The 26,068-nt window shown below is 68.4% G+C and carries 18 protein-coding genes; 7 read left to right on the forward strand and 11 right to left on the reverse strand.

Going from position 1 to position 26,068, the window contains the following annotated elements; all coding sequences use genetic code 11:
• Window positions 1-7 precede the first annotated feature (7 nt).
• Window positions 8-1,708, reverse strand: a complete 1,701-nt coding sequence (locus tag DAT35_RS10390) for a serine/threonine-protein kinase (RefSeq protein WP_108066780.1) — start codon at window positions 1,706-1,708, stop codon at window positions 8-10.
• Window positions 1,709-1,954: 246 nt separating this feature from the next.
• Between DAT35_RS10390 and DAT35_RS10395 the strand changes: the two genes are divergently transcribed.
• The 4 genes from DAT35_RS10395 (at window position 1,955) to DAT35_RS10410 (ending at window position 9,752) form a co-directional block, all read left to right on the forward strand.
• A complete protein-coding gene (locus DAT35_RS10395) occupies window positions 1,955-3,136 on the forward strand; it encodes a hypothetical protein (protein WP_108066781.1) in 1,182 nt (393 codons plus the stop codon).
• A 78-nt stretch (window positions 3,137-3,214) separates the two neighbouring features.
• Entirely contained in the window at window positions 3,215-5,605 is a 2,391-nt protein-coding gene (locus tag DAT35_RS10400; RefSeq protein ID WP_108066782.1) for a carboxypeptidase-like regulatory domain-containing protein, read from the forward strand.
• Between the two features lie 161 nt (window positions 5,606-5,766).
• The gene (locus DAT35_RS10405; protein ID WP_108066783.1) at window positions 5,767-8,052 is read left to right on the forward strand and encodes a di-heme oxidoredictase family protein; all 2,286 of its coding nucleotides are present in this window, start codon (window positions 5,767-5,769) and stop codon (window positions 8,050-8,052) included.
• Window positions 8,053-8,174: 122 nt separating this feature from the next.
• Complete coding sequence (locus DAT35_RS10410; RefSeq protein ID WP_233261401.1) at window positions 8,175-9,752, forward strand: DUF5722 domain-containing protein; 1,578 nt, start codon at window positions 8,175-8,177, stop codon at window positions 9,750-9,752.
• Window positions 9,753-9,754: 2 nt separating this feature from the next.
• On the opposite strand, the gene DAT35_RS10415 is transcribed toward DAT35_RS10410, so the two are convergent.
• The 4 genes from DAT35_RS10415 to DAT35_RS10430 are packed head-to-tail and all read right to left on the reverse strand — an operon-like array spanning window position 9,755 to window position 13,789.
• Window positions 9,755-10,744 (reverse strand): hypothetical protein, encoded by a 990-nt coding sequence (locus DAT35_RS10415; RefSeq protein WP_108066784.1) that lies wholly within the window; start codon window positions 10,742-10,744, stop codon window positions 9,755-9,757.
• Window positions 10,732-12,321 carry a caspase family protein gene (locus DAT35_RS10420; protein WP_108066785.1) on the reverse strand — a complete coding sequence of 530 codons (1,590 nt, stop codon included), beginning with the start codon at window positions 12,319-12,321 and terminating at the stop codon, window positions 10,732-10,734. The genes DAT35_RS10415 and DAT35_RS10420 overlap by 13 nt, the downstream gene beginning before the upstream one ends.
• Window positions 12,318-13,091 carry a hypothetical protein gene (locus tag DAT35_RS10425; protein WP_108066786.1) on the reverse strand — a complete coding sequence of 258 codons (774 nt, stop codon included), beginning with the start codon at window positions 13,089-13,091 and terminating at the stop codon, window positions 12,318-12,320. The genes DAT35_RS10420 and DAT35_RS10425 overlap by 4 nt, the downstream gene beginning before the upstream one ends.
• The gene (locus DAT35_RS10430; RefSeq protein WP_108066787.1) at window positions 13,088-13,789 is read right to left on the reverse strand and encodes an RNA polymerase sigma factor; all 702 of its coding nucleotides are present in this window, start codon (window positions 13,787-13,789) and stop codon (window positions 13,088-13,090) included. The genes DAT35_RS10425 and DAT35_RS10430 overlap by 4 nt, the downstream gene beginning before the upstream one ends.
• Window positions 13,790-14,027: 238 nt before the next feature.
• Here DAT35_RS10430 and DAT35_RS10435 point away from each other — a divergent pair, with 238 nt between their 5' ends.
• Window positions 14,028-15,047 (forward strand): reprolysin-like metallopeptidase, encoded by a 1,020-nt coding sequence (locus DAT35_RS10435; RefSeq protein ID WP_146209660.1) that lies wholly within the window; start codon window positions 14,028-14,030, stop codon window positions 15,045-15,047.
• Window positions 15,048-15,077: 30 nt separating this feature from the next.
• Here the strand turns inward: DAT35_RS10435 and DAT35_RS10440 are convergent, their stop codons facing one another.
• The 3 genes from DAT35_RS10440 to DAT35_RS10450 form a co-directional block, all read right to left on the reverse strand.
• Window positions 15,078-15,632, reverse strand: a complete 555-nt coding sequence (locus DAT35_RS10440) for a hypothetical protein (RefSeq protein WP_108066789.1) — start codon at window positions 15,630-15,632, stop codon at window positions 15,078-15,080.
• A gap of 232 nt (window positions 15,633-15,864) precedes the next feature.
• Entirely contained in the window at window positions 15,865-17,757 is a 1,893-nt protein-coding gene (locus DAT35_RS10445) for a HEAT repeat domain-containing protein (protein ID WP_108066790.1), read from the reverse strand.
• A 17-nt stretch (window positions 17,758-17,774) separates the two neighbouring features.
• Window positions 17,775-20,318, reverse strand: coding sequence for a lectin-like protein (locus tag DAT35_RS10450; protein WP_158501641.1), 2,544 nt, complete (start codon window positions 20,316-20,318; stop codon window positions 17,775-17,777).
• Window positions 20,319-20,899: 581 nt separating this feature from the next.
• On the opposite strand from DAT35_RS10450, the gene fusA reads away from it, so the two are divergent.
• Window positions 20,900-23,008 carry an elongation factor G gene (fusA, locus tag DAT35_RS10455; protein WP_108066792.1) on the forward strand — a complete coding sequence of 703 codons (2,109 nt, stop codon included), beginning with the start codon at window positions 20,900-20,902 and terminating at the stop codon, window positions 23,006-23,008.
• 51 nt (window positions 23,009-23,059) lie between these two features.
• Here the strand turns inward: fusA and DAT35_RS10460 are convergent, their stop codons facing one another.
• Window positions 23,060-23,482 (reverse strand): DUF5684 domain-containing protein, encoded by a 423-nt coding sequence (locus DAT35_RS10460; RefSeq protein ID WP_108066793.1) that lies wholly within the window; start codon window positions 23,480-23,482, stop codon window positions 23,060-23,062.
• A gap of 176 nt (window positions 23,483-23,658) precedes the next feature.
• Here DAT35_RS10460 and DAT35_RS10465 point away from each other — a divergent pair, with 176 nt between their 5' ends.
• Complete coding sequence (locus DAT35_RS10465; RefSeq protein WP_108066794.1) at window positions 23,659-24,663, forward strand: 3-oxoacyl-ACP synthase III family protein; 1,005 nt, start codon at window positions 23,659-23,661, stop codon at window positions 24,661-24,663.
• Window positions 24,664-24,673: 10 nt separating this feature from the next.
• Here the strand turns inward: DAT35_RS10465 and DAT35_RS10470 are convergent, their stop codons facing one another.
• Window positions 24,674-25,456, reverse strand: coding sequence for a TerC family protein (locus DAT35_RS10470; RefSeq protein ID WP_108066795.1), 783 nt, complete (start codon window positions 25,454-25,456; stop codon window positions 24,674-24,676).
• A gap of 96 nt (window positions 25,457-25,552) precedes the next feature.
• Window positions 25,553-26,020 carry a hypothetical protein gene (locus DAT35_RS10475; protein ID WP_108066796.1) on the reverse strand — a complete coding sequence of 156 codons (468 nt, stop codon included), beginning with the start codon at window positions 26,018-26,020 and terminating at the stop codon, window positions 25,553-25,555.
• Between the last annotated feature and the right edge of the window lie 48 nt (window positions 26,021-26,068).

The following is a 26,068-nucleotide window of genomic DNA, read 5'->3' on the forward strand; positions in this document are numbered from 1 at the left end:
CTGCGGCTCACTCCTCCCGGCGTTCACCGTCCGGGCTCCCCTGCTGGCCACTCGCGGCCGCTCCCGGACCCGACAGGACCGCCGTGGGCTCCTCGCTGCTCGCACGAACAGAGACATGCGCTGTCCGGGTCTCCAGCTCCGAGCTCCGCACAGGGGTCCGGTCCTGCCGCGCGAGGGCCGCCTGGACGAGGCGGGCCAGCTCCCGCTGCCCATGAGGATAGGGCGCGAGCTCTCCAGCCAACCCGCAGAGCTGCTCGCGCAGCACCTGTCCTCGGGGCGTGCGCTCCACCACCGGCCACCGGAGCAGACCCATGACGGCGGCATCCACGGCGGGGGGTACTTCCGGCCGGACGACCGAGGGAGGCACGAGAAAGGAAGGAGGCTCCTTCCGCACCGTGTCGGAGGCATCCTCCCGCTGGAAGACGCGCTGCCCCGTGAGGGCCTCGTGCAGCGTGAGGCCGAGCGCGAAGAGGTCCGCGCGCCCGTCGAAGGACTCACCCCGGACCTGTTCCGGAGCCATGTACCCCAGCTTGCCGCGGACCCTGTCCACCCGGGTGAGACGCACGTGGATGGCCGCCCGGGCCACGCCGAAGTCCCCGAGCTTCACCTCGCCAATCCGAGACAGGAGGATGTTGGGAGGATTCACGTCCCGGTGAACGAGGTTCAGCGGGACGCCATCGCTCGAGGTGCGCCGATGGACGTAGTCGAGCGCGCCACCGAGCTCGGCCCCGATATAGGCCACCACGGCGGGCGGTAGCGGTCCCTGGCTCTTGAGCAGCTCGCGCAGGGACAGCCCCTCGATGTGCTCCATGGCCATGAAATAGGTGTCCCCGAAGCGGCCCACGTCGAGCACCTGGACGATGTTGGGGTGGTTGAGCAGCGAGCCCAGCTCCGCCTCCCGGCGGAACAGCATCACGAAGTCCTCGTCCTCTACATAGGCGGGGAGGATGCGCTTGATGGCCACCACCTTCTCGAAACCTCCCTCCGGGCTGTACGTGGCGCGGAACACCTCCGCCATGCCGCCCACCCCCAGCCGCTCGTGGAGGAAGTACTTGCCCAGCAGGTCCTTCGCCCGGATGGCGTGCAGCGCAGCCTCGGCCCCGCGCATGACGTGGCGCGCCATGAGCGCCGCCAACACTCCGGTGGTGCAGTAATAGATGGCGCGCTGCAGCATGAGCGGCGGGGTGAACATCAAGGGGACAGGCTCGGCCATGCGGGGCAAGGCGACGAAGAAGTAGAGCAGCAGCATCTCGGCCCCCACGAGGAAGCCCGCGAAGAGGGCCAGACGGCGATTGGAGCGCAACGCCGCCAGCACGACGATGGCGCTCCAGAGGACGGCCGAGGGGTTGGACAGCGCCTGCTCGGCATCCGCGAAGAGGATGTCGAAGAGGAAGAGCCACGCGACGGCGGAGGTCTCCAGGCAGACGTTGAACCAGCAGATGGCGGGATGGAACCAGCCCCGCTTCAGCACCCGGGCGAGCCACCCGTAATACCCGGAGTAGATGGCGCAGAGCGCCATGACGCAGAGAGCACGGGCCTCACCGAGGGAGCTCCAGAGTCCCAGAACGGAGACGAAAAAGAAGCCGCAAATCCCGCTGTTGAACCGGGCCACGGAAGCTTCTCGAGCGGCGGCATCCGACCGGAGGTGCTCGGCGAGCAATTGGTTGCCGAGCGGCGTATCGCGGCCTGGGCGATGGAGACGAGGCATCTGAGGCGCCATTCTCTTGCAGCCGGGACGGCAAGGCGAGTCCCTGCTCGGGTAGCGACGGCCCCCATGCTCGCTCCGAGGGCGAGTCTCCCCGAGCCCGCGCCGATGTCCTCCTCTCCCTGCTCAACCACTTCCCCACAAGCATTCGAGTTCCGAGACTCCGCTCCAGTCGTGCTCGAGGGGCTCCTGACACGCTCGCGGTGAGGCGGTGAACAGATTCCGTCCCCGAGGCTATGCTCCACGGGCATGGCGAACACCGGACGCAAGCATCTGGACCTGGGAAGCCTGCGCGACAAGCGGGCCATGGCCATCCTGGCGGTGGTGGTGCTGGGCGTGGCCACACCGCTGGTGGCACGCCTCACCTTCCCGGGCTGGGTGGGTGCCTCGGCGCTGGCGCAGGTAAGGCTGCTGGCACGGCTGGGTGGGTTGTTCGTGCTCGCGGGCGCCTACCCCGCCGTGCTGGTCCTGGTGAGGTTGGGCCTCACCGATGTGTCGGTGTACCAGCACCGCGCACTGCTGCGTCTCTATCCCGTCTTCTGCAATGTCTTCCAGGTCCTGGTGGCGCTCGACGGCTTCCTGCTCGTCGTCTGGCCCGAGCTCTTCGCACTCCCCAGCTTCTGGGCGGATTTGCTGCTGTCGGTGGTGGGGGTGGGCCTGGTGCCAGCGGTGCTGCACCACCAGAGCTGGCTGGCGGGCTTCGATCCCCAGGTGGTGCTCTCGGCGCGGGGCGCGCTCGATGAGGCCGGGCCCCTGCTGTCCACCCGCACACCGCTCGATACGCTCGACCACCGGGTGCTGCAACTGGTGGCTCACAGCGGCAGCGATGTGTCCGCGGTCATGATCAACGACATGGCCATTGGTGCGAGGGATCTCAACCTGCGGCTGCGAAAGCTGGTGGCACTCGGCTACCTGGACGTGGTGGACGAGCAGCACGGTCCACAGCTCACCCTCACCTCCCTGGGCACCGATACCCTCGCCCTTCCTGTCTCGCTCTTCACCTGGCAGACCAATGACCTGGAGCTGCTGCAGGAGCTGGCCTCGGCCCGGCTGGCGCTCGAGGAGCGCCAACCGCAGAAGGTGGTGGTGGCGTGCGCACGCTGCTGCGAGCGGCTGCTGCGCGGGCTCCTGGCCACCCATGAACCGCCCATCACGAGCGTGGGCAACAAGGACGTGGGCCGTGCGACGCTGGGCGAGCTGGTGGGGGCGTGCCGCCAGCATGGGCTGATCGGCCGCTTCGAAGACAACATCTTCTCGGCCCTCAACGAGCGGCGGAAGAAGATCCACGCCCTACAGGACGAGCGCCCCATCGACGACCAGGACGCCTTCATCCTCTACACGCTCACGGAGATCGCCGCCCGCGCGCTGCTGACGCAGCACCCCAGGGCCGCGGCGCAGCCCATCGCGGCGGGCCAGGACCTGGGCAACTAGAAATGGCCAAGGTTTCGGGATGAGGGTTCCCCTCATCCACGGGTTCGAATCCCGTCAGGAAACAAGGAGGACAGGTCGATGCGGCACCGGAAGATGATGGGCCCGGCGCTCGTGGCGCTGGCTCTGGTGGTGGGGTTGCTGCTCTGGACTCGTCCCGAGGGAGCCACCCCCGAGGTGGGCTCCGGTGACCCCACCGCGAACACGAGTGGCCCAGGGTCTTCCTGGCTCTCCTTCGTCCCTGCCCTCGCGACGAAACCGACGCTGTCCATTCGAGGCACAGTCCGCGGGGAGCAGGGGCCCGTGGCAGGCGCGGTGGTGCTCGCATCCATGACAGTGGCGGGAGAGTCCCTGTCGGACCTGCCCTGCGTCAATGCATCGGGACAGAAGACCCAGAAGTCCATCTTCGATTGTCACCACCTCCTCACCCCGGTGTTCGAATACGTGTCACGGCGACAGGGCGAAGCCCCCGTCGTCGCCCGGACTACATCGGCGGCGGACGGTTCCTTCTCGCTGGAGGGGTTGAAGGCAGGCAACTATTCGCTCTGGGCCGAGGACCCCTCGGGCGTGGGGCTGCGCCAGGACGTGGCGGCTGGGAGCACCGGAGTAGACCTGCGGCTCGGCGCGAGCGTGCGGCTGTGGGGACACGTCCTCGACGCACGGCGTGCGCCGGTCGAGGGGGCGCTCATCACCGCCATCTTCATCGAGCACAGTCGCTTCTTCGAGGCGTTCACCGACCATGAAGGCCGCTTCCAGTTCGAGCCACTGCCCCGAGGCGAGTATGCGCTCTTCGTGTCCCGTGAGGGCCAGGTGTTTCAGGGGAAGTCCCTCCATGCCTATCCGCCCGAAGCGAGGTCGTTCTTCATCCTGGACAATCCCCACCGGATGTCGGGCATGGTCTTGTCCGGGGAACAGCCTGTCGCGGGGGCTGAAGTCCGGGCCCATGGCAGCGTCGGCTTCGACAACGAATCGGACTACACGGCCCGCACGGATGACTCGGGGCAGTTCGTCATCGAGGCCCCGTTCACCTCGCCCGTGTTCCGTCTGGTCGCAACGCACGCCGGCCTCGGAGCCGTGAAGCGCGTCTCCTTCTACGCTCCAAGTGAGACCGACCTCAGGGAGACGCTCCCCGAAGTGAACGGGATCATCCTGAATCTAGCTCCTCTCGCCGAGATGGAGGGTCTCGTCCGAGATGAGGCGAACCGGCCCGTTGCCGGCGCGCGCAGCTCGTACACGTCTGTTGAGCGCGGGGGCCCCGGAGACCGCTTCATGGTGATGACGAACGCGGAGGGCCGCTACCGGCTGGGGGTCATCACGCCAGGGGTCTCGCACCTCAGGGTCCTCGCACGAGGGCACAGCGAACTGATGGAGAAGGTGGACCTCCTGCCCGGCAAGCACGTCGTGGATCTCACCCTCTCGAGCATACCCGTCATCGAGGGCATCCTGGTGGATGCCCGGGGACAGCCCGTGGAGGGAGAAAACGTGGAGTTGCGCCTGCCCGAGGAGGAGGACGACAAACTGCCGCTCGACAGAGAGACCACCGGGCCTGATGGCCGATTCGCCCTCGATGCCCAGCACCCCGGGACCTACCAGCTCGAGGTGGGCAATAAGCGGACGCGCTGGCAGCGTCTGATGGTGGAAGCACCCGCGCGCCTGACCGTGCGCACCGAGCGCCTGCCGTCCGTGACGGGAGAGCTCGTGGACGAGACCGGTATCCCCGTACCCAATGTCTCCATCCGGCTCCTGTCCGACGACCCTACGGCCTCGCATGATCTACTCGCGTACAGCGGTACAGACCGCCACGGCCGGTTCTCCATGTGTGCGCCGAAGCCAGGACACTACCGAGTCCTCGCTGAGTTGCAGAAGGCGACCGTTACCCATATCGCCTCACAAGAGGTCGAGGTCGGTGAGGCAGGAGCCCAGGTGCGGCTTCGCTTCGAGGCGGGGCAACCCCTCACGGTCGTCGTGGTGGACCGGCGTGGTCAGCCTCTCGAGGATACCTCCGTGTCGGTCGAGTCCAGTCTTCGGAAGTGGAGTGACCATTCCTATTCCGGCGAAAGAACGGGTCCAGACGGGCGCGTGACCTTTCAACGCGTCTCGGGCGACGCTCTCGAAGTACACGTGTCAAAGGCAGACTTCTGGCGGCTCGCCAACCCCACGAGCGCGGCGAGGCCGGGCGCCGTGCGCTTGAATCCAGGCGACTCGGAGGTGCGGGCCATCCTCGTTCGACAGGCCTTCGTCAGCGGCAGGTTCGTCGGGCGGGACGGCGAACCCATCACCGCCTTCACCGTGAATGGCGAGGCTCAGGAGGATGAGCAGGGCGGCTTCGCCTTGCCCATCGAGCGCACGGGAATCCTCTCTATCGACCTCGCGCCCTTGCCGGCGGTGCCCGGCACGGCCCCCGTGCATCTCTCCGTGTCCGTCCAGGAAGAGGTGGATCTGGCCCTCGGCACCCTCTCCGTGGGTCCGTGAACCGATCCTGATTGGGGCCATCCGGTCAGCCCCCAAGTGTTGAGTACCCAACACCGTCTCGGCGCGATTTGCACTTTAAGTCCGGTTATCTGCACTATCAGTTTCAGGCCTGTGAATGGCCTGAAAGCGCTGTATTTCCAATAGGAGAGTAAAAATCCGCCATGTTCAACAAAACAACTGGACTGGCTGTCGCATTACTGGCCTTCACCCTGGCGGCAGGGGACAGCCTTGCCGCCACCTATGGTGCGCAAGGCTCGGGCTCATCCGCCCTTTTCTACGTCGACACCACCTCCTGGGCAGACATCCACTATCGCCTCAACAACGGAGGACAGCTCAACGTCAGAATGACTGTCACCAATGGAAGGAACCAGTACACCGTCAGCAACCTGGTCAGTGGTGACATCATCGACTATTCCTTCACCTATTGGGACACGGCTTGTAACTGCGCCTACGATACGCCCCAGGCGCGGTACACCCACGGCAGCACCCCGGTCGATGCAGGGACGGGAGATGCCGGCACCCCGGTTGATGCGGGGACGGGTGATGCAGGTACCCCGGTTGATGCAGGGACGGGTGGCGGCGGGACGGACGCTGGCGTCTCCAGTGTCGTCCCCCTGTTCAACAGCAGCACGCCCCTGGAAGCAGCCCTGGTGGAGGAAACGTCCCAGGCCCTGATCACCCACGTCGGTGAGCGGGTGCGCGATCGCCACGCACGTGAGTCTCAATTCCAGGCGTATGATCACTTCCTGCCGCTGTATTTCGTGAACCGCACGTTCTACGTCGACATCGTGGACGAGGTCGCCAAGGGCGGCAATCAGATCACCGTCAACCTCCACACCGTCTACCCCCATGACGGCACGAACTTCCGCGCGTTCTTCCGGGGCATCAATACGGTGGCGGAGTACTGGCACAACGGGACCTTCGCCCGGGTGAATGACAACCTCTACACCGCCAGCGTCAACTACAACGCCAAGGAAGGCCGGGCGATCCGGGTCGGCGACCGCATGGAGATTGAAGTGGGCGTCTTCCTGAAGCAGCCGGTGGAAGGCCGCTTCAACTACTACTCCGGAGCCTGGCTGTACATCGTCGGCAGCGGCGGCATCGTGCCGTTCGAAGGCGTGGGTGCCACGCTGGACTCCTACCCGCTGCCGGAGGCCGGGTGGAGCGGTGGCCGGACCACCCAGAATCAGCCCTACTCGAATGAGCCCACTCAACGGTTCATGCAGATGGCGTTGAACCTGGCGCCCGTGAATACGCAGACGTTCGTCGAGGGCCGCCGCATCCATCACACCGACTTCGGTGATGGCAGCCACTCGGAGCCGGGCAACCCCGTCTTCACCGAGCAGCAGAACAAGCTGGGGCCGAACTACGTCGGCCGCTCCTGCATCGACTGCCACAAGAACAACGGCCGCGGTCTGCCTCCCGCCGTCAACACCACGTTGAGCAACTTCGTGGTCAAGGTGGGCCGGGTCAATGGCAGCACCGTCACCGCGGATCCGCAGCTGGGCTCCAGGCTGCAACCGCGCAGCACCAGCGGCACTCCCGAGGCGGATGTCCGCATCTCCCAGTGGACCGAGACCGCCGGCAAGTTCAGCGACGGCGCGTCCTATTCGCTGCGCAAGCCGGCCTATAGCTTCCTCAATGTCATTCCCACGAACTACTCGGCGCGCATCACCCCTCAGCTGGTAGGCATGGGCCTTCTCGAGGCCGTTCCTGAAAGCGCTGTCAACGCCCTGGCCGATCCGAATGACAGCAATGGGGATGGCATCTCCGGGCGCATGCGGACCGTGACAGATCCCCAGACGGGTGAGGCCCGCCTGGGCCGCTTCGGCTGGAAGGCGGGCACGGCGCGGCTGCGGCATCAAATCGCGGATGCCTTCAACGGCGACATGGGGGTCACCTCCTCCGTCTTCAAGACCCTGGATTGCGGCTCGGCGCAGACCGGCTGCTCGGGCTCCAGCACGGAGCTGAGCGATCAGGACCTCGACAAGATCGTCAGGTACATCGCCCTGCTCGGTGTCCCCGCCCGGCGCGACCTGACCAACGCTCAGGCCCAGCGGGGTGAGACGCTCTTCCAGAGCGCGGGGTGCGCCAGCTGCCACACGGCCACCCTCACCACGAGCCCCTATCATCCGAACACGGAGCTGCGTGGCCAGACGATCCACCCCTACACCGACCTGCTGCTGCACGACATGGGTGCCGGCCTGGCCGACAACCTGCCGGAAGGCACGGCTTCGGGCTCGGAGTGGCGTACGCCGCCGCTGTGGAGCATTGGCTTGACGGCCGGCGTCAGCGGCGGTGAGGCCTATCTGCATGACGGCCGGGCTCGCACCCTGTCTGAAGCCATTCTCTGGCATGGGGGCGAGGCGGAGGCGTCCAAACAGGCCTTCGTCAACATGTCCAGCGCTGACAGAGACGCCTTGATCCGGTTCCTCCAGTCCCTCTGATTCCAGCCGTCGACTTCGCCCGCGAAGTCAGGCAGTAGGACCCGGGACGAGCGCCTGGGGCCCTCCCGAGGGCCCTGGGTGCTCGCCCGGGTCTTTTCATTTCGTTGTCAGGAGCATTCCTCATGGTCTCGTTGTTCCGTCCGGTGAGCAGGGCCGTGCGTGCCGCGCTGGCATTGATGGCCACGGGCCTCGCACTCGTTCCGTCCGAGGGGTCCGCGAACCTGCCGTACCCCACTCGCAGTGCCTACCGCATCAAGGGCATCCAACCCGACTTCTGGCCCAGCTATGACGAGCTCGCCGGCAACAACACGGGCGGCGTCGCCATGAATCTGGTGTGGGCCAACTGGGAGCCCTCCGCCAAGGCCCCGCCTTGCGCCGCGAGCCAGGTCGAGTACAGCGGCCACTGTTTCGTGGTGGATGCGAGCGTGGACGCCGCCATCCGCGAGTGGTCCGCCCGCGGCGTGGTGGTGACGGCCGTGTTGTATGGCGTTCCCGCATGGGCTCGAACGGGCCGGGTGTGCACGCCGGCCGCGGCGGGCTTTGAAATCTTCTGCGCGCCCAACAACCCGGCCGACTTCGGGCGCTTCGCCGGAATGCTGTCGTGGCTCTACAACGGGCTCAACGGCCACGGCCGCATCGCGGACTTCGTCATCCACAACGAGGTCAACTCCAACGACTGGTTCGACATCGGCTGCGGCCAGGGCGCGGGGGCCTGCAACACCACCGCCTGGCTGGACACGTACGCGGCCAACTACAACGCGGCGTATGATCAGGTGACCTCCTGGCAGTCTGCCGCCAAGGTGCTCATCTCGCTGACGCACCACTTCGGAACGGAGTTCGACCAGCCCTCGGCGTCCAGCCCGCTGCTGTCTGGCATCACGTTCCTCAATGGCTTCGCGGCCCGGGTGGGCTCGCGCGCCTGGCGCGTGGCGTTCCACCCCTACCCTCCCGACCTGTTCAACCCCCAGTTCTCCGCCGATGACTACCCGCGCGTGACGTACGGCAACCTGGGCGTGCTCGCCGGCTGGCTGCGCAAGACGTTCCCCTCCCGGCCGAGCGCCTGGGAAATCCAACTCACCGAGAGTGGCATCCACTCGGCCGCGCCCAGCTCGTCCGAGGCCACGCAACAGGCCGCCGTGTGCAACACGTTCCGCAACGTGCTGGGAACGCCGGGCATCGAGAACTACATCTATCACCGCATGAGCGACAACCCGGCCGAGGGTGGACTGGCGCTCGGGCTGCGCCGCAGCGACGGCAGCGCCAAGCCCGCCTGGTCGACCTGGGCCCTGGCCAACCGCAATGACTTGAACCCGAAGCAGCTCTCCTGCGGCTTCGAGGACCTGCCCTACACGCGTCTGCGCCGGGGCTACAACGCCAGCCGCGGCCACTGGGCCTCGTCGCGCGTCCTGCCTCCGGGCTTCACGGTGGAGAACTCCTGGCGGTTGCTCCGGGAGCCGGCCGCGGGCACCCGCGTGCTGTACGAGTGCCGCGTGGGCAACCACAACCTGCTGTCTCCGGATGTGAACTGCGAGGGCCTGCTCCCACTGGGGCCCGTGGGCTCCATCTACACCACGCAGGTGGCGGGCACGGTGCCGCTCTACCGCTGCCGCATCGGCCAGGGCCAGGACCACTTCATCTCCCCCGCCTCCAACTGCGAGGGACAGGTGACGGAGCAGCTCCTCGGCTACGCCGTGCCCTGAAGCTACGGGACAGGTACGGCCTGGAGAGGCTGCGATGAATCCGGCGCGCGGCACAGGGACTGCGGAGACATCGAGTCCTGCAGTTCCACCGGGATCTCCGCCGTGGGCATGCACGCCCGGTTCTGCTGGTCGCACTGATAGGGGGCGACGCGCCCACAGTCCGCGGACACCTGACAGCCCTTCAACCAATACCCCGTCCCCGGCGCTTCGGGGATGCCCACGAAGACCGAGCCCCGTTGGCGGCATACATCCCGCGGAGGCTCCGGAATGGCGCAGGCTCCACCGGGCCAGGGCCACCGGTATTCGTGGATGCACACGCCGCCGACCCCGCACTCCGCGTCATTCTTGCAACCAGCTCCGAGCGGCACCGCGCATTCGCCGTCCGGCACGGGACCCGGGCCACCCGAGGAGCCGCTTCCAGGAGGAGTGCCCTCGGGCGGCGGGCAATCGAAGGGAATCGTGAGGATATGCCACCCCGCAACGAGCGGCCTTCCCGTGGGCGAGTCCCGGGCCGACAGGGCCTCGGGCACGCGCATCAACACCCTCCCATCGGAGAGCCCCAGGAGCGGCTCCTCCTCATCCCTCCGCCTGTTGCCGTTCGCGTCCCGGTAGGCCCCGAGCTTCGCGATGCCATAGCGTGCACCCGAGCTCAAGGTGACGAGGCTCCCCGCTTCGGGCTCGTCGAACAGCTTTACCTGGAACCTCCGGTAGTACTCCGCGCGGATGGCCGTCCCCTGTTGCTCGACCAGGACGTCCTCGCCCCCCAGCTGGGTCCCTCGGGGCATCCAGAACACCGCGACGCTGACGTCGGGGTTCGTCGCGTCGACGGACGCCGAGGTGCCATTCACCGAGCCATCCACCGTGAAGCGCGGAGTCCCCAGGTACGACTCGTCGACGAGTGAATCCCCGCAGGCGAGCACTCCGCCCGCGAGCACCCCGGCGAGCCCCCGGAGCAGCGTGGCGGCGAGAGAGCCGCGAGTCACCAGCGCCATACGATTCCTCCCGCGCCCCACCAGGTGAGTGGGGTCACCAGCTCGTGTCGCACCTCTCCCGCTTCCTGGCCCACCTCATGCTGGAAGAGCCCGCTCACCGGCCCTCCCTCGAGGCGGAGGGCTATTCCTCCCGTGAGGTGTCTCTCCACCATCAGGATTCCGCCGAAGCCCGCGCCCAGGGCCCGCCGGTCCGTGACGAGCCTGTCCGTGTCGAATCGCTGCTGGTGGAACACGCCCTCGATGAACAGACCAAACGCCAGGCTCACGGGTTCCAGGTCCACGAAGCGCATCACGGACAGCCCCAGCCCCAGCTCGTCATGGCGGCGCGGCAACAGCCCGTCGGCGCCGGAGCCCTGGACCGTCAGGCCGCGCAGCCGCAGGCCGACGGAGCCCCAGTCGAAGTCGAGGCCATAGCCGAGCTGGAGCTGCGGAGACGTCCCCTCGCCCGCAAGCATCTGCCCCCGGGCGCCCGCGGTGAGGGAGAAGTTGTGGATGTAGCGCCGCTCCCCGCCCCGGCGGCGCACGAGCCGGTCATAGCGCACCGTCTCGAAGCGCATCGTGCCGAGCTCCGCCACGCCTCCCGCGGCGAGCGCCACCTGGTACTCGCGGTACTCGTCGGCCTTGCGCTGCTGCACGAAGTAGTTGCCCGCGGGCAGGGAGAGCTCCCTCCGTTGGCCCTGGGGCGACACCTCCGCCACCACCGCCCCCTCCCTCCTCCCGTCCATGATGAGGTAGAGCGCGGACTCTCCCAGCCGCAGCAGGCCCATGCGTCCTCGCGACTCGGCCGGCTTCGACAGCACGAGCTCCCCGCGCCCCTTCACATCCCAGGAATAGGTCGGGTGCTGCAACGCCATCGTCTGCCCGCTCGAGCGGAGCGTCTGCGTGTACGCGTAGGCATAGGCCTCGGTCAGCGTCACATTGCCGTCGTCATCTTGATCGGCCGCGCCGCGCAGCGCGTTCATCAAGTGGTGGGTGAAGAACGAGCCGCGCAGCCGGTCGGACTCCTGGCTCGCCTCGCCCGCGGCGCTCGAGGTGATGATGGCCAGGCCCTCGGTGGCCACGTCGTCCCGCAGGGTGATGAGGAAACTCTCCGCGGCGGTGACGCCCTTCACGCGGGTCACCGTCCCCGAGCGGCACGCATCCAGCACGAGCAGGCGCATGCCCGCGGGAGAACCCTCGACCAGCGTCTTCAGCTCCGCGAGCGGCAGCTCGGTGCCCCCCAGGTGGAGCGCCGCCGCGTCGGCGTGGCCCGAGTAGAAGACCACGAGCGCGGTGGGATGCCCCTCGCCCGCCTGGGCGCGGATGGAGGCGTTCACCTCCTGGAGCGCGCGCCGGACCGTGGTCGCGTCCTCGCCGAGCAGCAACCGGGTGCGTTGGGACGAGACCCGCCCGTGCTCGCGCAGGACGTCAGCGACAGTGCGCGCATCCTGCTCCGCGTACAGCAGGCTCACTTCATTGGGGGCACCGTCGTTGTGGCCAATGGCCACGACCCAGGTGCGCTCGGGGAGCGCTCGAGCTGAGAGGGGCGAGAGCACCGCGAGGACGAGACACAGGAGGCTGGCCCGCCCGAGGCTCATGGACCCTTCTCCATGAGGAAGGGCGTGGACTCGCAGCCGGCGGGGCACACGGGCGCGGCGCCGGCGCCGCTGGAGGTGCAGTGCGGCGGGCCCACCTTGACCGGGCAGTGCACCAGGTGGAACGTCTCGCGGCCTGGCTTCGCATCGAGCGACACCGCGCCGGAGAGCTCGATGCCGGTGCCCGCCGCGAAGCGCGTCTCCGTCCCGGGCTCCAGCGGCCATGCCGTATAGAGCGCCCCGGAGGACTCGATGCCGAGGACCGTCACATAGCCCTCCTCCGGCAGGTCGACGGTGAAGCGGAGCCGGTCTCTCGGCGCGAACGCGCCACCGCTGACCATCTCCTCGGCATGGTCTCCCGCGAGCCGGAAGACGTGCAGCGCGAGGGAGCCCTTCGGGCGCGTATCCAGAGAAGGCTGCTGTACCTGCTCACGGGTGACCACCACGAAGGCGACGGCCGCGGCGGCCACCACCGCGAGTGGCGCGAACAGGCGGCGGAAACCACCGAGGAGCCGCTCGGAAAGCGAGGCGGGCCTGTCGAGCCCCGTCCGGATGCGCGCCAGCATCACGCGCGGGTCCACTCCCTCGATGGCGCCAAAACCGGCCCGCCGCTCGGCCATGCGCGCACCGCAATCCGCGCAGCCGGCAATGTGACGCTCGGCCTCCTGGGCCCGCTCCCGAGGGAGCTCACCCGCTTGGAGCCGATCCAGCGTGAGGTCGGACGGGCAGTCCGGACGCCCTGTCCGCAGGGCAGTGAAGTCAGGCAGGCTCATGAACGCCTCCTTCCGAATCCCAGGAACCCCGTCTTCTTGCGCTCCGGGGGGGCGCTGGCCACCGTGGCCACGGACTCCGTCCCGGCTGGCGCCACCTGCGCGCCCGCCCACGCCTGGAACCGCTCGAGCAGGTTGCCCACGGTGCGCTTGGAGACACCGAGCACCTCGGCGGCCTCCTCGTGCGACATGCCATCGAGGAAGACGTACACAGCGGCCGCCGCCTGGCGCTCGTCGGCGGACGAGAGCAACCGCCGCAGGAGCACGAGATCATCGGGATTCGCCGGGTCGGACCTGTCGGTGCCGTCCAGCATCGGCGCCACGTGCTCCTCATGGAGCTCCGCGCGACGGGACCGGTCTCGGATGAGGTTCAGGCAGTAGTGGGTGGTGATCTGATACAGCCATGTCGTCATCTGGCTCTGCTGCCGGAAGCCCTGGGCGGCACGGAGGGCGCGGATGAAGATCTCCTGCGTCGCCTCCTCGGCGTCGGCGGGGTTGCCCAACAACCTCAGGGCACGGCGGTACACACGGGGCCCGTGCTGGTCGAAGAGCGCGGCAATCTGCTGCGAGTCGGCTCGGCTCACGGCGTCGTTCGAGAGGGGAATGGGCCGGGACTCTACCAGCAACGGGCCCGCCCCCAGGGACCCACTCCCCCTGGGTGCCGGCTCACGGCCGCTGCGTTGGACTAGGCTGGGCATCATGCGGGCTGCCTCCTCCTCCCTTCCCTGCCTTGGACCCGTGAGGCGATTTTTCGGGCAAACCGGTCTCCTTTTCCTCCTGGGGCTGCTCGGAGCCTGCACGCCGAGCGAGCCCCCACCCGACCCTCCGCCTGCTTCCTGCTGGACCCCGCTTGATACGGCCGCCCTGGAGAACCCGTGGCGGGCCGCCTGGCTCACGGTGGGTGAAACGCCGCTCGATTCGCAGGGCCTGAGTGAACTGGTGAACGTTCCGCTCGGGACGGACGCGCGGGGTGTGGCCCTCCGGGTGTCCTCACCGGAAGGGAAGGCGGCCTGCGTCCAGCTCGACGAGGTGAGGGGCCCGGCCGGAGGCGCCTGGGTCACGCCACCTACCACGCTCGAGGATTATGGCCCGTACTGCCGGAGCTGCCCGGAGCGGGTCTCGGTCGGGGTGGGCGCGGGCCTCTATGTCCTGCCCTCGGGAGACCCGCCGCCCTCCGCGGCTTCGAGCCTCCAGGTGCGCGTCGCGGCGCGCGAGTGCACCACCTTCCTCCCCACCCGGTCCGGTGAACAACCCGAGCGCCTGCACATCGAGGCACTGGCCCTGCCCGAGGTGGAGGAGACACGCGAAGGGGTGGTGCTCCTGGAGGTGGCCATCACCTCTGGCTCCGTCTTCCACGGGGACGACGAGCCCCTGCCCGAGGCCCTCGCCGAGGCGCTCGACGAGGTGAACACCCTGCTGCGCCCGGGCAGGCTCTCCGTGCGGCCGGTCCGCGTCCGCCGCGTGAACGTGGAGGATCCGCTCGACTTCGAGCGAGGGAACCATGCGGCGCTCGAGCGCTTTCACGCCACGCTGCACGCCTGCGACGAGGGAGGCACCGCCCCCGATGACGGCTGGGTTCCCCTGGTGCTCGCCGGCTGCCTGCGCCTGACGGATCCAGTCCTGTCGAAGAAGAGCGAGCCGGAGGGCTTCGTGCCCCACATCCCCGACGGCCTGGCCGCGCCCGGGCGGGCACATGGCGTCTTCATCCGGGGCCGGGCCTGCCGCGACGGCTCGCAGCCCCTCTCATGGCCTGCGGGGTACCTCGCCCGGCTCATCGCTCACGAGCTGGGGCACTACCTCGGCCTCTACCACTCCGTCGAGGAGGACGGGACGACGGACACCCTCGACGACACGGGCGCCGACAACCTCATGAACTACCGGCCCTCCGCCGTCACCTCGCCCACCTTCAGCGCGAACCAGTTCCGCATCATGCGCCGGCACCCGGCGGTGCGCTGGTGAGGAGCGGCCAGGCAGTGGCGCTCCGCTCCATCAGGCGGGAACGGTGAAGCGATAGATGACCTCCTGGTCGCCCCGGCTGAAGCCCTTGATCAACTCGTGCGGAATCTGCTGACCGCTCAGGTAGGCGAGCCCGCCGGAGGCGAAGCCCATCACCGACAGCTCGAAGTAGATGTGCGGCCGGGGCACGCCAATGATGCGCAGCTCCACCACGTTGCCCTGGAACTGCGCCGTCACCTCTCCCACGGTGAAGTAGCCCTTCCAGATGCCTGGGGTGAACATCGCGAAGCGCCGCTGGTCCCCCTTGCTGAAGATGGGCTTGAGCTGGCCCTGGCCCAGCGCGTACTCGGCGGACTTCAGACCGTATTGCCAGTAGGCCTGCGGATCCCCCGCGTAGAACTGCCGGGTCATGGCGTCGTTGAGCCGCAGGAAGGCATCCGCCGGAATGCGCGTCACGGGCAACACCGGCTGGGCGAAGATGGGGTCCAGCTTCGCCTGCTCGGCGAGGAACGCGCGCCACCGCTCCTTGCCGAAGGTCTGCTCCGCCTGGGTCTGCCGTGCCAGGAACGCCACGCCTTTGACTTCCATCCGTGAGCCTCCACTGCCGTCCGACCCCCCATGGTGTCACAGGGGGCCGACCCAGGCGCCCGGCATTCTGCGCAAGGTCGCTCCCCCGCGCGAGACGCAACGCGCCAATCCGGCGGGCCACCGGCCAGACGGTTTCAGGAGGCATCCAGTGGGCCCCCTGGCCCGGGAGCCCCAGGCATCAGATCCGCTCCCAGCGGATCCCCTGAATGTCCGGGGGCTTAGCGCAGGGGGCTTAGCGCAGCTCTTCGGCGCGGACGTAGCGGCCGATGAGCACCTGCAGGTCCGGCACGGTCTCCCGGTGGAACTGCTGGACGAGGGCGAGCCGGGCGGACGCATCCGTGTTGGCGGCCGAGCCCAGCAGGGAGATGAGCGCGGCGCGGGTCCGCACGTCCGTCTCCGAGGAGAGGCGCGCGGTGGCGGCGGTGAGGACGGCGGGCGAAGCGGGCCGGGCCTCCTCGCGCACCTGCTCGGCGAGCGTATCGGCGATGGAGCGGCGGACGCGGGCGTCCTGCTCCTGGCCCAGCCAGTCCACGAGCAGGGGCTCCGAGGTACCGGACTCCATGCGGCGCAAGGCCTGGGCGGCGTGGGCGCGCACCAGCGGCGAGGCATCCTGGGCCTGGGTGCGCAGCGAGTCGGCGAAGCGCTCATCACCGGAGTTACCAATGGCGTCGAGCGCCACCGCGAGCTCCTCGGTCCCCCGGGCCCCGCGCAGACGCATGTCCAGCTCATCGTGCGCCAGGCGGCTCACCTCGGGCTGCTTCGCGTCGACGCGGTGGGAGAGCGCCCCGAGCGCCAGGAGGGAGGCATCGGCCACCTGCCGCTCTTCGGGGTCCGAGCGGTTGGCGCGCGCCTGGTCGATGAGGCTCCGCGCGGTGCGCTCGGAGGGCCTGGGAATGTCCTGCAGGGCGGCGGCGGCGCGCGCGCGGTCCTGGGTGCTCAGGCCGCGGTCGGTGAGCGCCGAGGCCAACCCGCTCTCCGCCGCGAGCGTGCCCGTCTTCTCCAGCGCCAGGAAGAGCACGGAGTGGAGCTTCTCGGGCTGGGAGCCGCCACGCATGCGGGCCACCAGGTCGGGGATGACCTCGGGATGAACGGACAGGTAGCTCGCGAGACGGTCGGTGGCCTCGTGCACGCCCTGGGTGCCGGCGCCGAGCCGGCTGGAGAAATCCGCGAGCGCGCCATCGAGCGTCAGGGCGGCCAGGGCGGGCTCCGGCGGAGGCGGCAGCTCCGGAGAGGAGCTCCTGGCACCGGCGGGAGCGGACCCCCAGGTGAAGCGACCGGAGTCGAGCTGGGCCAGCGCGGCCGGAGCCCCCCGCGCGCCGTCCAGGCGCTCCAGGTCCACCGAGGAGCTCACGTCACTGAGGAGCTTGCCGCCCATCCACACGCGCAGGTGCTCGCGAGTCCCGAGCTGGCCCACCCAACGGCTCCTGGCATCCAGGGTGCCCTGGGCCTCGGAGGAGAGCACGTCGACGCGCATCCGGCCGCCGAGCTGCGGCGGGAGCATGGGCAGGCTGGAGGCGATGTACTGGCCATGCCGGCGCGTGAAGGCCGGGGCCTCGTCCGAAGCGGAGGCCGCGAGCGAGTAGGTCGCATCAAAGGCTCCGAGCGAGTCCCGGTGACGGGAGACCCACTGGGCGCGGCGGAGCGGAGGGAGGATGACCTCGGCGGCCTGGAGCATGCCCTGGAGCTGGCGGCGCGCCTCGGCATCCGAGGAGGGGTCGAAGGCGAAGTCGCGGAAGCGGCAGTCGCGGTCGACCTGGAGGAGGAAGGGAGCCTCGAGGGCGGCGCGGCGGGCCGGGTCGGACTCCGCCGAGCCCCCTTCGAGGAGACGGACATCGGACAAGGACGCGGCCATGACCCACCCACCGGTGGAGCGCTCCTCGAGGACCCGCCACCAGAGGGTGGCATCCAGGTCGAGCTGCTGGGGCGAATCGGTCTCGGACGCACGCGCGGAGCTGCTCGCGCGCAGGTGGAAGGCGAGCTCCTCCCCCGCCGAGAACCGGCAGGAGAGTGGACGCCGGGAGGCCGTGGAGGGCTCCTGAGCGGACCGGGAGGGCCGCATCAGGGCGTAGACGGCGGAGAGACCGAGGACGAGGGTTCCGAGGAGGACGGGAACGCGGCGGGTCATGGTGGCGATCCTCTTGCTTACTGAAGGGTGATGGCCGAGCCGGACCGGTCCAGCAGCGTGGACGTGTACGAGTAGCCGTCGTAGCTGAACAGGTTGTACTCAGCGAGCGTGTCGTAGCTCCAGCACACGTAATAGACCTTCACGCCCCAGACCTTCTTCTTGCACCAGTTGGCCTCGAGCTGCTCGATGGTCAGGTCGATGCTGCCGTCGAGCGTGGTGACGCGCACGAGCGCATCCACGTCGTAGGTGATGGTGAGCTTGAGGGGGCTGGTGCTGTTGATGACGAAGGAGAGCCCGGCGGAGACACCATCGCTGCTGCCCGTGTTGAGGCCGAGGATGGTGAGCGAAGCGGAGAGCGTGGCCTTGTAGAGAGTGAGGTTGAGCGTGCCGCTCACGCTGAGGCTGGCATTGACGTAGGGGCGCACCTGGGCGGAGATGCTGGTGGCCGAGGCGGTGACACCCACGTCGAGCCCGGACGTCGCGGTGAAGCACCCCGAGATGTTGATGGACGCGACGACGACCCCATACGAGTAGGTGAGGCACTTCTCCTTCGAGTAGCTCTTGTCGTACGAGTAGGTGACCGTGCCAGCGGACTTGCTGTAGCTCAGCAGCGAGACGCCAAACACCTTGAAGCCGGTGTCCAACGAGGCCTGGGCGGGAGAGACGGTGGCGGAGGCATCGCCCCAGGCGTGCACCATGTCGAAGCTGCCGAAGAAGCCGCTGATGGTCGCCTTCACCTCGCTGTCCGAGTAGGCACCGGTGAGGTCGAAGGAGTTCGTCGTGTCGCTCGTGAGGGCGAGCTTGATGGTGCTCGAGGAGCCGAAGGACTTGCTGTAGCTCTTGGACACGTCGTACGACGAGGCCGAGCCCGACGAGAAGCTGCCGCGCACGAGGCGGACGGAGAACTCCTTGCAGTTGTTGGCGAGGCCGTTGGGGCCCGAGACCAGCGGGTCACCATGCTCCGCGAAGGGCACCTGGGCACAGGCGCGAACCTTGAAGTCGGTGGAGGCTGCCCAGGGGTGGCCCGGGGTCGTGAGGTCGCGAAACTCGGCGGTGGGGTGCAGGCGCGCGTCGACCTGCAGCTTTTCGCCCGGCTTGAGGTTCCCGATGGGCGCATGGAGGGCCTCGGGGTTGGCGTTGAGCCGCTTCCAGCCCACGTTGCCGGTATCCGGCTGCGCGACGATGTCGTAGACGAAGTCCACCGTGCCTGGGAGGGTGGAGGCATTGGCCTCGTCGAAGTCACGGCCGAAGGCGGCGACGCTGACGTCCGCGATGAACAGGGGCCGGGGAGCCTCCGCCTCACCCGAGGGCACGTCGGTGGGCTGGCCGGACGGGTCGAGCACGGCCACCGCCGAGTCCGGGGAGGCCTCGAGCAGGGCGATGTCGGTGCCCGGAGGAGGCCGCACGGTCACGTTGATGACACAGCCCGCGCGCTGCACGCCCGTCACGGGGTCCGTGGTCTTGCAGAGCTGACCGACGGGCGTCTGCGCCTCCTTCTCGTTGTAGACGAGCCACTTGTCGTCCTCGGTGGTGTTCTCGTCGGCGCCGTCGAGCAGGACGAAGAAGTTGGCGGCGCGCTGCGGATCTCCCTCCAGACACTCGGGAGGAACGATGCCCTCGATGTCCACGTACTGCTGGCTGCCGTCACCGGGCAGGGTGATGCGGGTACCACCCACCAGGCAGCTGTGCAGGCTCTCCAGCTCCGCCTGCGTGGGATTGGGACCACTCGGCTTCTGCATGAGCCCGAGCGAGACCACCAGGGTGTTCGTATTGCCGGTGCCCTTGAGGCCCACCCGGGCCTTGATGGGGAAGTTGACGAAGACGTTGCCGCTGGCGGCCTGGTCCACGTTCAGGCTGTTGACGTCGATGGAGAGCGCCCCCCCGAAGCAGGAGTTGTTCGCCGCGTCGTAGTGCTGGCCCGAGGGGCACTGGCAGCGGTAGGTGGAGTCGGTGGCCAGGCCGCAGGTGGCGCCGCCGCCACAGGTGACGGGCTGGGCGCCGAACTCGCACACGTACGGGCTGCTGTTGCTGCAGCGCACGTCGTCCCATTTCCCGGTGTCCCCATACATCCGGGCGCATTGCTGGTCGTTGTTCTCCCCGCCCCCGTTGTCGTTGGGCTCACCCGAGTTCCAGTTGAGGTAGGCGGGCGTGTCTCCCTCCACGGTCTGCCAGCCGGCGGAGGGGCTGCTCTGATTGCTGAGCTGGGACAAACCGATGTACGCCAGGACGTCGCTGGTGAGGGAGCGGATGGCCTCATTGCCGCTCGAGCTCATCGGTACGGCGAGCCGGCCCCCCATGGACGCGCAGTCCGCCTTGGCGGCCGCCCACGTCTTACCGGTGGAATAGCGGTAGTACACCGTGTCACCGCTGGTGACCTGGGCCGAGGGGGACGGAGCACAGCGATCGGTGGTGGTGAGGGCCGCACGTTGCTCGGTGGGCGGAGCTTCCGCGTCCACGCCGCCTGGCGCTTCCGCGATTCCGCCGCAACCACTCCAGAAGAGCGCAGCCAACCCCAACAGGAGGCGGCGTGGGGCGAGGCCCGACTTTCTTGATTCACGCATCGAAGACTTCTCCTTGGTGCGGGTGGGGGTCCTCCCGGCCAGCACCAGCCCGGGAGCGACCATGCCCACCACCCGCGGCCAGGGGCTGCGGGCGGGAGCACACGGCTTCGACCCGTGACGCGAAAATCCGGGCAAGGAGCTCGTTCTTTTTCGACGCGTGTGCGGCGTGCGACACACACCACGCCGCAAAGCCTGCTCAACATTGACAAATGAAGCCGAGGTCTTAATATGTCCCGGTCATGAGGCCCGTCTCCACCATCCAGGGTGTGCCGTCCGTGCGCGTGCTCGCGCCGATGGCGGACGTGCGTCTCGGCTCCCGCAACAAGGTGCTGCTCGACATTTGAGCAGGCGGACCGGGGTCCCCTCGTACGCGGGTTGGCTGGTTCCCGTGTAGGCAGGGGCTCGGTTCCGCCACCGCTCTGTCTGGGCCTTCGTGTGTCCTCGCGCCGTCCTGAGCGTCCCTGAGGGGCCGCTCCCGGGCATGCGTGTGCGCTCCGGCCGCCCGCGGCGCCTTGTTCCTCTCAACCAGTGTCTGTCTTCAACCCGCGGGTGGCTCCACCCGGCGGGAATGGGAAGTCTTTATGTCTCGCACCACTCGAATCGACCGCTACCGCAACATCGGCATCATGGCCCACATCGACGCGGGCAAGACCACGCTCACCGAGCGCATCCTCTTCTTCACCGGCCGCATCCACGCGATGGGCGAGGTGCACACCGGCTCCACCGAGATGGACTGGATGGTGCAGGAGAAGCAGCGCGGCATCACCATCACCTCGGCGGCCACCACCGCCTCCTGGAAGCCGATGCGGGGCCCCTTCGCGGGCCTCCCGCACCGCATCAACATCCTGGACACGCCGGGACACGTGGACTTCACCATCGAGGTGGAGCGCTCCCTGCGCGTCCTGGATGGAGCGGTGGCGGTGTTCGACGCCAGCCAGGGCGTGGAGCCTCAGTCCGAGACGGTGTGGCACCAGGCCAACCGGCATGGCGTGCCGCGTATCGCCTTCCTCAACAAGATGGACAAGGTGGGCGCGGACTTCGCCATGAGCGTGCGCTCCATCCGCCAGCGGCTGGATGCCAACCCGGTGCCGGTGCAGCTCCCCATCGGAGCCGGCCTCGACTTCCACGGCCTCATCGATCTGCCGCGCATGCGGGCTTTCTACTTCGATGAGGAGACGGGCGAGTCCACCGAGGGACAGGAGGTCCCCGCGCCGCTGCGCGCGGAGGCCGAAGCGCTGCGCCTGCGCCTCATCGAGGCCTGCGCGGAGGTGGATGGCACCGTCCTCCAGAAGTACGTGGAGGGACGGTTGGCGGACATCACGGTGGAGGAGCTCGAGCGCGCGCTGCGCACGGGCACCCTCCAGCGGCAACTGGTGCCGGTGCTGTGCGGGGCGGCGTTCAAGAACAAGGGTGTGCGGATGCTGTTGGATGGAATCATCAACTACCTGCCCTCCCCGGCGGACCTTCCGGCGGTCGAGGGCGTGACTCCCGGGACACAGGTGCAGGTCACCCGTGCGCCCGAGGACGAGGAGCCGCTGTGCGCAATCGCCTTCAAGCTCATGCACGACAAGGCCGTGGGGAGCATCGTGTTCCTCCGGGTCTACTCGGGCACGCTGCGCACGGGCATGTCCGTGCTCAACACCCGCCAACAGCGCCGCGAGCGCGTAGGGCGACTCATGTTCATGCATGCCAACAAGCGCGAGGAGGTAGATGAGGTGCATGCCGGCGACATCTGCGCGGCGCTGAACCTGCGAGGGGTGCGCACGGGCGACACGCTGTGCGCCCCGGAGGCTCCGGTGGTGCTGGAGACGCTCCAATTCCCCGAGCCGGTCATCCAGCTCGCCGTCGAGGCGCGCTCTCGGGCGGAGCAACAGAAGATGGAGGACGGGCTGACGCGGCTGGCCGCGGAGGACCCCTCGCTCCGTGTGGAGGTGGATCCGGAGACCGGACAGCAGCTGCTCTCCGGCATGGGAGAGCTGCACCTGGAGATCATCGTGGACCGGCTGAGAACCGAGTACGGAGTCGAGACGCGCGTGGGCCAACCCAAGGTGGCCTACCGCGAGACGCTGCGCCAGAACGTGCGCCAGGAGTACCGCCACGTCCGGCAGACCGGCGGGCCCGGGCAGTACGCCCATGTGGTGTTGGAGGTGGCTCCCGCGCCACGAGGCTCGGGGCTCGTCTTCGTGGATGAGACCCATGGGGGTGTCATCCCGAAGGAGCTCGTCCCGGCCATCGAGAAGGGCGTGGCCGGTGCCATGCAGCGGGGCGTGCTGGCGGGCTACCCGGTGGTGGACGTGGAGGTACGTCTGGTCGACGGGAGCACGCACGTGCGTGACTCCACACCGCAGGCGTTCACGATGGCGGGCTCGCTGGCCTTCCAGGAGGCGGCCCACCGTGCGGGCATGCAGTTGCTGGAGCCCGTGATGGACGTGGAGGTCACCACGCCGGAGGAGTTCCTGGGTGACGTTCTCGGGGACCTGTCCGCCCGGCGCGGACGCGTGCGGGGGATGGAGGGCCATGGCGCGGTGCGCAACGTCTCCGCGCTGGTGCCCATGGCCAGCCTCTTCGGCTACGTGACCAGCCTGCGCGGCCGGACGCAGGGACGCGCCTCGGCCACCCTGCGCCTGGCCACCTACGAGCCGGTGCCCGACGCGCTCCAGGCGTCGGTCGTGGCGACGGCTCGCCAGTAGCCAGGGAAGAGTGGGCCCGGGGATGAAGTAAACCCCGGGCCCGCTCGAAGACTACGCCGCCCGCCGGTACGGCTGGCCCGCCGGCGCGGAGTCGTCGGCGCCCACGTACTGCGCGTCACCGAACGCCAGGATCAGGAAGAAGATGGGCGACAGGAAGATGAGCCCGGCTGCGAAACCAGGGCCCTTGCCGAACGCCTTCGCGAACCCCACGTACGTGAGAATGATCGCGACGAAGTTGACGAGCGGGATGAAGAACAGAACCAGCCACCACACGGGCTTGCCGGCGATCTTCAGCATCACGACCGCGTTGTAGATGGGAACGATCGCGGCCCAACCCGGCTCACCCGCCTTGGTGAAGATCTTCCACATCGCGATGACGAAGAGCACGCCAAAGGCGAGCCCCACCAACATGCCGAAAATGCCACCCGCGGCGGCCTGCTGCTGCGCCGCCTCGAACTGAGCCTGCTCATCCATGTAGAACTACCCCCTCTGCGGAGCCGCATGATGCAGCCCCCTACGGTGTGCGGGAGGGTATGCGTTGTGTTCAACAGAATGCAAATTCCTCCGCGCACCGCGTCAGAGCCTCTCGGCCCACGAGAAATCCACCGGGCCGTGGCAGAGCGATGACGTGAGGGCGGTACACGGGGCGCATGTTCCTTCACGCGCTCGGACACTTCCATCCGGAGACCCTCATCACCAACGCCTTCCTCCAGGAGATTGGCCTGGAGACGAACGATGCCTGGATCGTCGAGCGGGTGGGCATCCGCACCCGCCACACGGTCCTGCCGCTCGACTACATCCGGGAGACCCGCAACCGGGACGTCCGCGGAGCGCTCGAGGCGGCCCAGTACTCCAACGCGGAGACGGGCAGGCGCGCGGCGCTGATGGCGCTCGAGCGCGCGGGGCGCGGCGTGAAGGACGTGGGAATGGTGGTGGCCGGCGGCTGCTCGCCCGACGAGTGCATCCCCGCGGAGGCCTGCCGCATCGCGGAAGCGCTGGACATCGACGCGCCGGCACTGGACCTCAACGCGGCCTGCTCGTCCTTCTGCGCCCAGCTCCACTTCCTCGCCGGCATGCGGCCCGAGCGCCTGCCGGACTTCATCCTCGTGGTGAACCCGGAGAACTCCACCCGCGTGGTGGACTACTCGGACCGCTCCACCTGCGTGCTGTGGGGTGACGGCACCAGCGCCGCGCTGCTCAGCCCGCGCATCCCCGGCCCCTGGCGCATCACCCAGACCCTGCTCGGCGGAGACCCCTCGGGCGCGGACAAGGTGAAGGTGCCTCGCGCCGGCCACTTCTCCCAGCAGGGCTCGGCGGTGCAGGCCTTCGCCATCAAGCGCGCGAGCGAGACCTTCCACAAACTGCGCGAGCACTACCTCGCGGCCGCTCCGGGACGCACGCCCGACGGCCTGAGCCTCATCGGGCACCAAGCCAACCTGCGCATGCTGGAGTCGGTGCAGCGGCGCACCGAAGTGCCCGACGCGCGCCACTTCTTCAACGTGGACCGCCGAGGCAACTGCGGAGCCTCGGGCGCCCCCACCGTGCTCTCCGAGCACTGGGACGACCCGAGGGTGGGAGACGCGGTGGCGCTCGCGGTGGTGGGCAGCGGCCTCACGTGGGCGGGCGCCCTGCTCGAACGCCACCGCGAGCAGTGAGCACCGAGACTCACTCCGGCATGACCTGGAGCCCGGGCGCGCGGCCACGCTCGCCCTCGAACTTCTCGTGGAGCGTGACGGGCGCGTGCTTCTTGCGCAGCCGCATGTTGACGAGCTCCACGCCCAGCGCGAAGGCCATCGAGAAGTAGATGGTGGCCTTGTTGATGTGCTGGCCGAGCGATTCCGCCGTGAGCATCACGCCAATGAGCAGCAGGAAGCTCAGCGCGAGGATCTTCATGCTGGGGTGCTTGTTCACGAAGTCGCCAATCGACTTCGCGGCCACGAGCATCACGCCCACGGCGATGACCATGGCGACGATCATGACGGGAACGTGCCGGGCCATGCCGACGGCCGTGATGACGGAGTCGAGCGAGAAGACGATGTCGAGCACCATGATCTGCGCCACGATGAGGGCGAACGAGGCGGCCGCGCGCGACGTGCCTTCCTCGTGATGGCTCACCTCGAGCTTGTCGTAGATTTCATGCGTCGCCTTGGCCATGAGGAAGAGGCCACCGCCGAGGAGGATGAGATCCCTTCCGGAGAAGCCCTTGCCCAAGACGCTGAAGAGCGGCTCGGTCAGGCCCATCACCCACGAGATGGTCAGCAGCAGCAGCAACCGCGTGCCCAGCGCCATGACGAGGCCCACGTTGCGCGCGAGCGGTTGCTGGGCCGGGGGCAGCTTCCCGGTGAGGATGGTGATGAAGACGATGTTGTCGATGCCGAGCACCACCTCCATCGCCGTCAACGTGAGAAGACTGACGAGGGCCTCGGGTTGCATGAAGACGTCCAGCATCTGCGCTCTCCTTGAGCCAACCGGCTCGAAGGGGCAGGTTTAAGGCCCGGGGACAGACCCAGACAATTTGGAAATATGGGACGGACCCTTCGCTTTTTACGAAGGCATCAGCGGAGCCTTCGTCTCGCGCCAGTGGAGGGCCTCGGGAGAATCCGCGGAGGCGCCTGCTTCGCCTCGCAGCAGCCGCGCCACCTGCAACGCGAGAGGGCGCACCTCCTCCAGGTCGATGAACCGCTCGCTCCCCTCGAACAGCTCACTGTCCGCGTGGTCGAAGCCCCGTGGCCGAGGGCGCTCCACCTTCCCGGTCTTCCGCGCGACGGTCTCGCAGCAGTCGATGACGAGCTTCTGGGTGGGCGCGTCGGCCACGTACAGGTTCAGGCCGAGGTCATGAGCCCCCGTGAGAATGACGTACGCCTGGAGCGTCCAGTGCTCCCAGAGTTCCGCCTGCTTCTTGCGCAACCCCCGCGCCTCCAGTTCCACCAGCAACAACGCGAGCAGGTCACGGATGGCCCCGTCGCTGTCCCAGATGCCCTTGCCACCAAACTCGATGAAGCTGCTCGCCACCGCATCCCTCCTGATGCCAACGGGAGCCCGGACTCCCTGCTCCGGGCC

This window comes from Vitiosangium sp. GDMCC 1.1324 (genome assembly GCF_003044305.1).
In the GTDB taxonomy this organism is placed as follows: domain Bacteria; phylum Myxococcota; class Myxococcia; order Myxococcales; family Myxococcaceae; genus Archangium.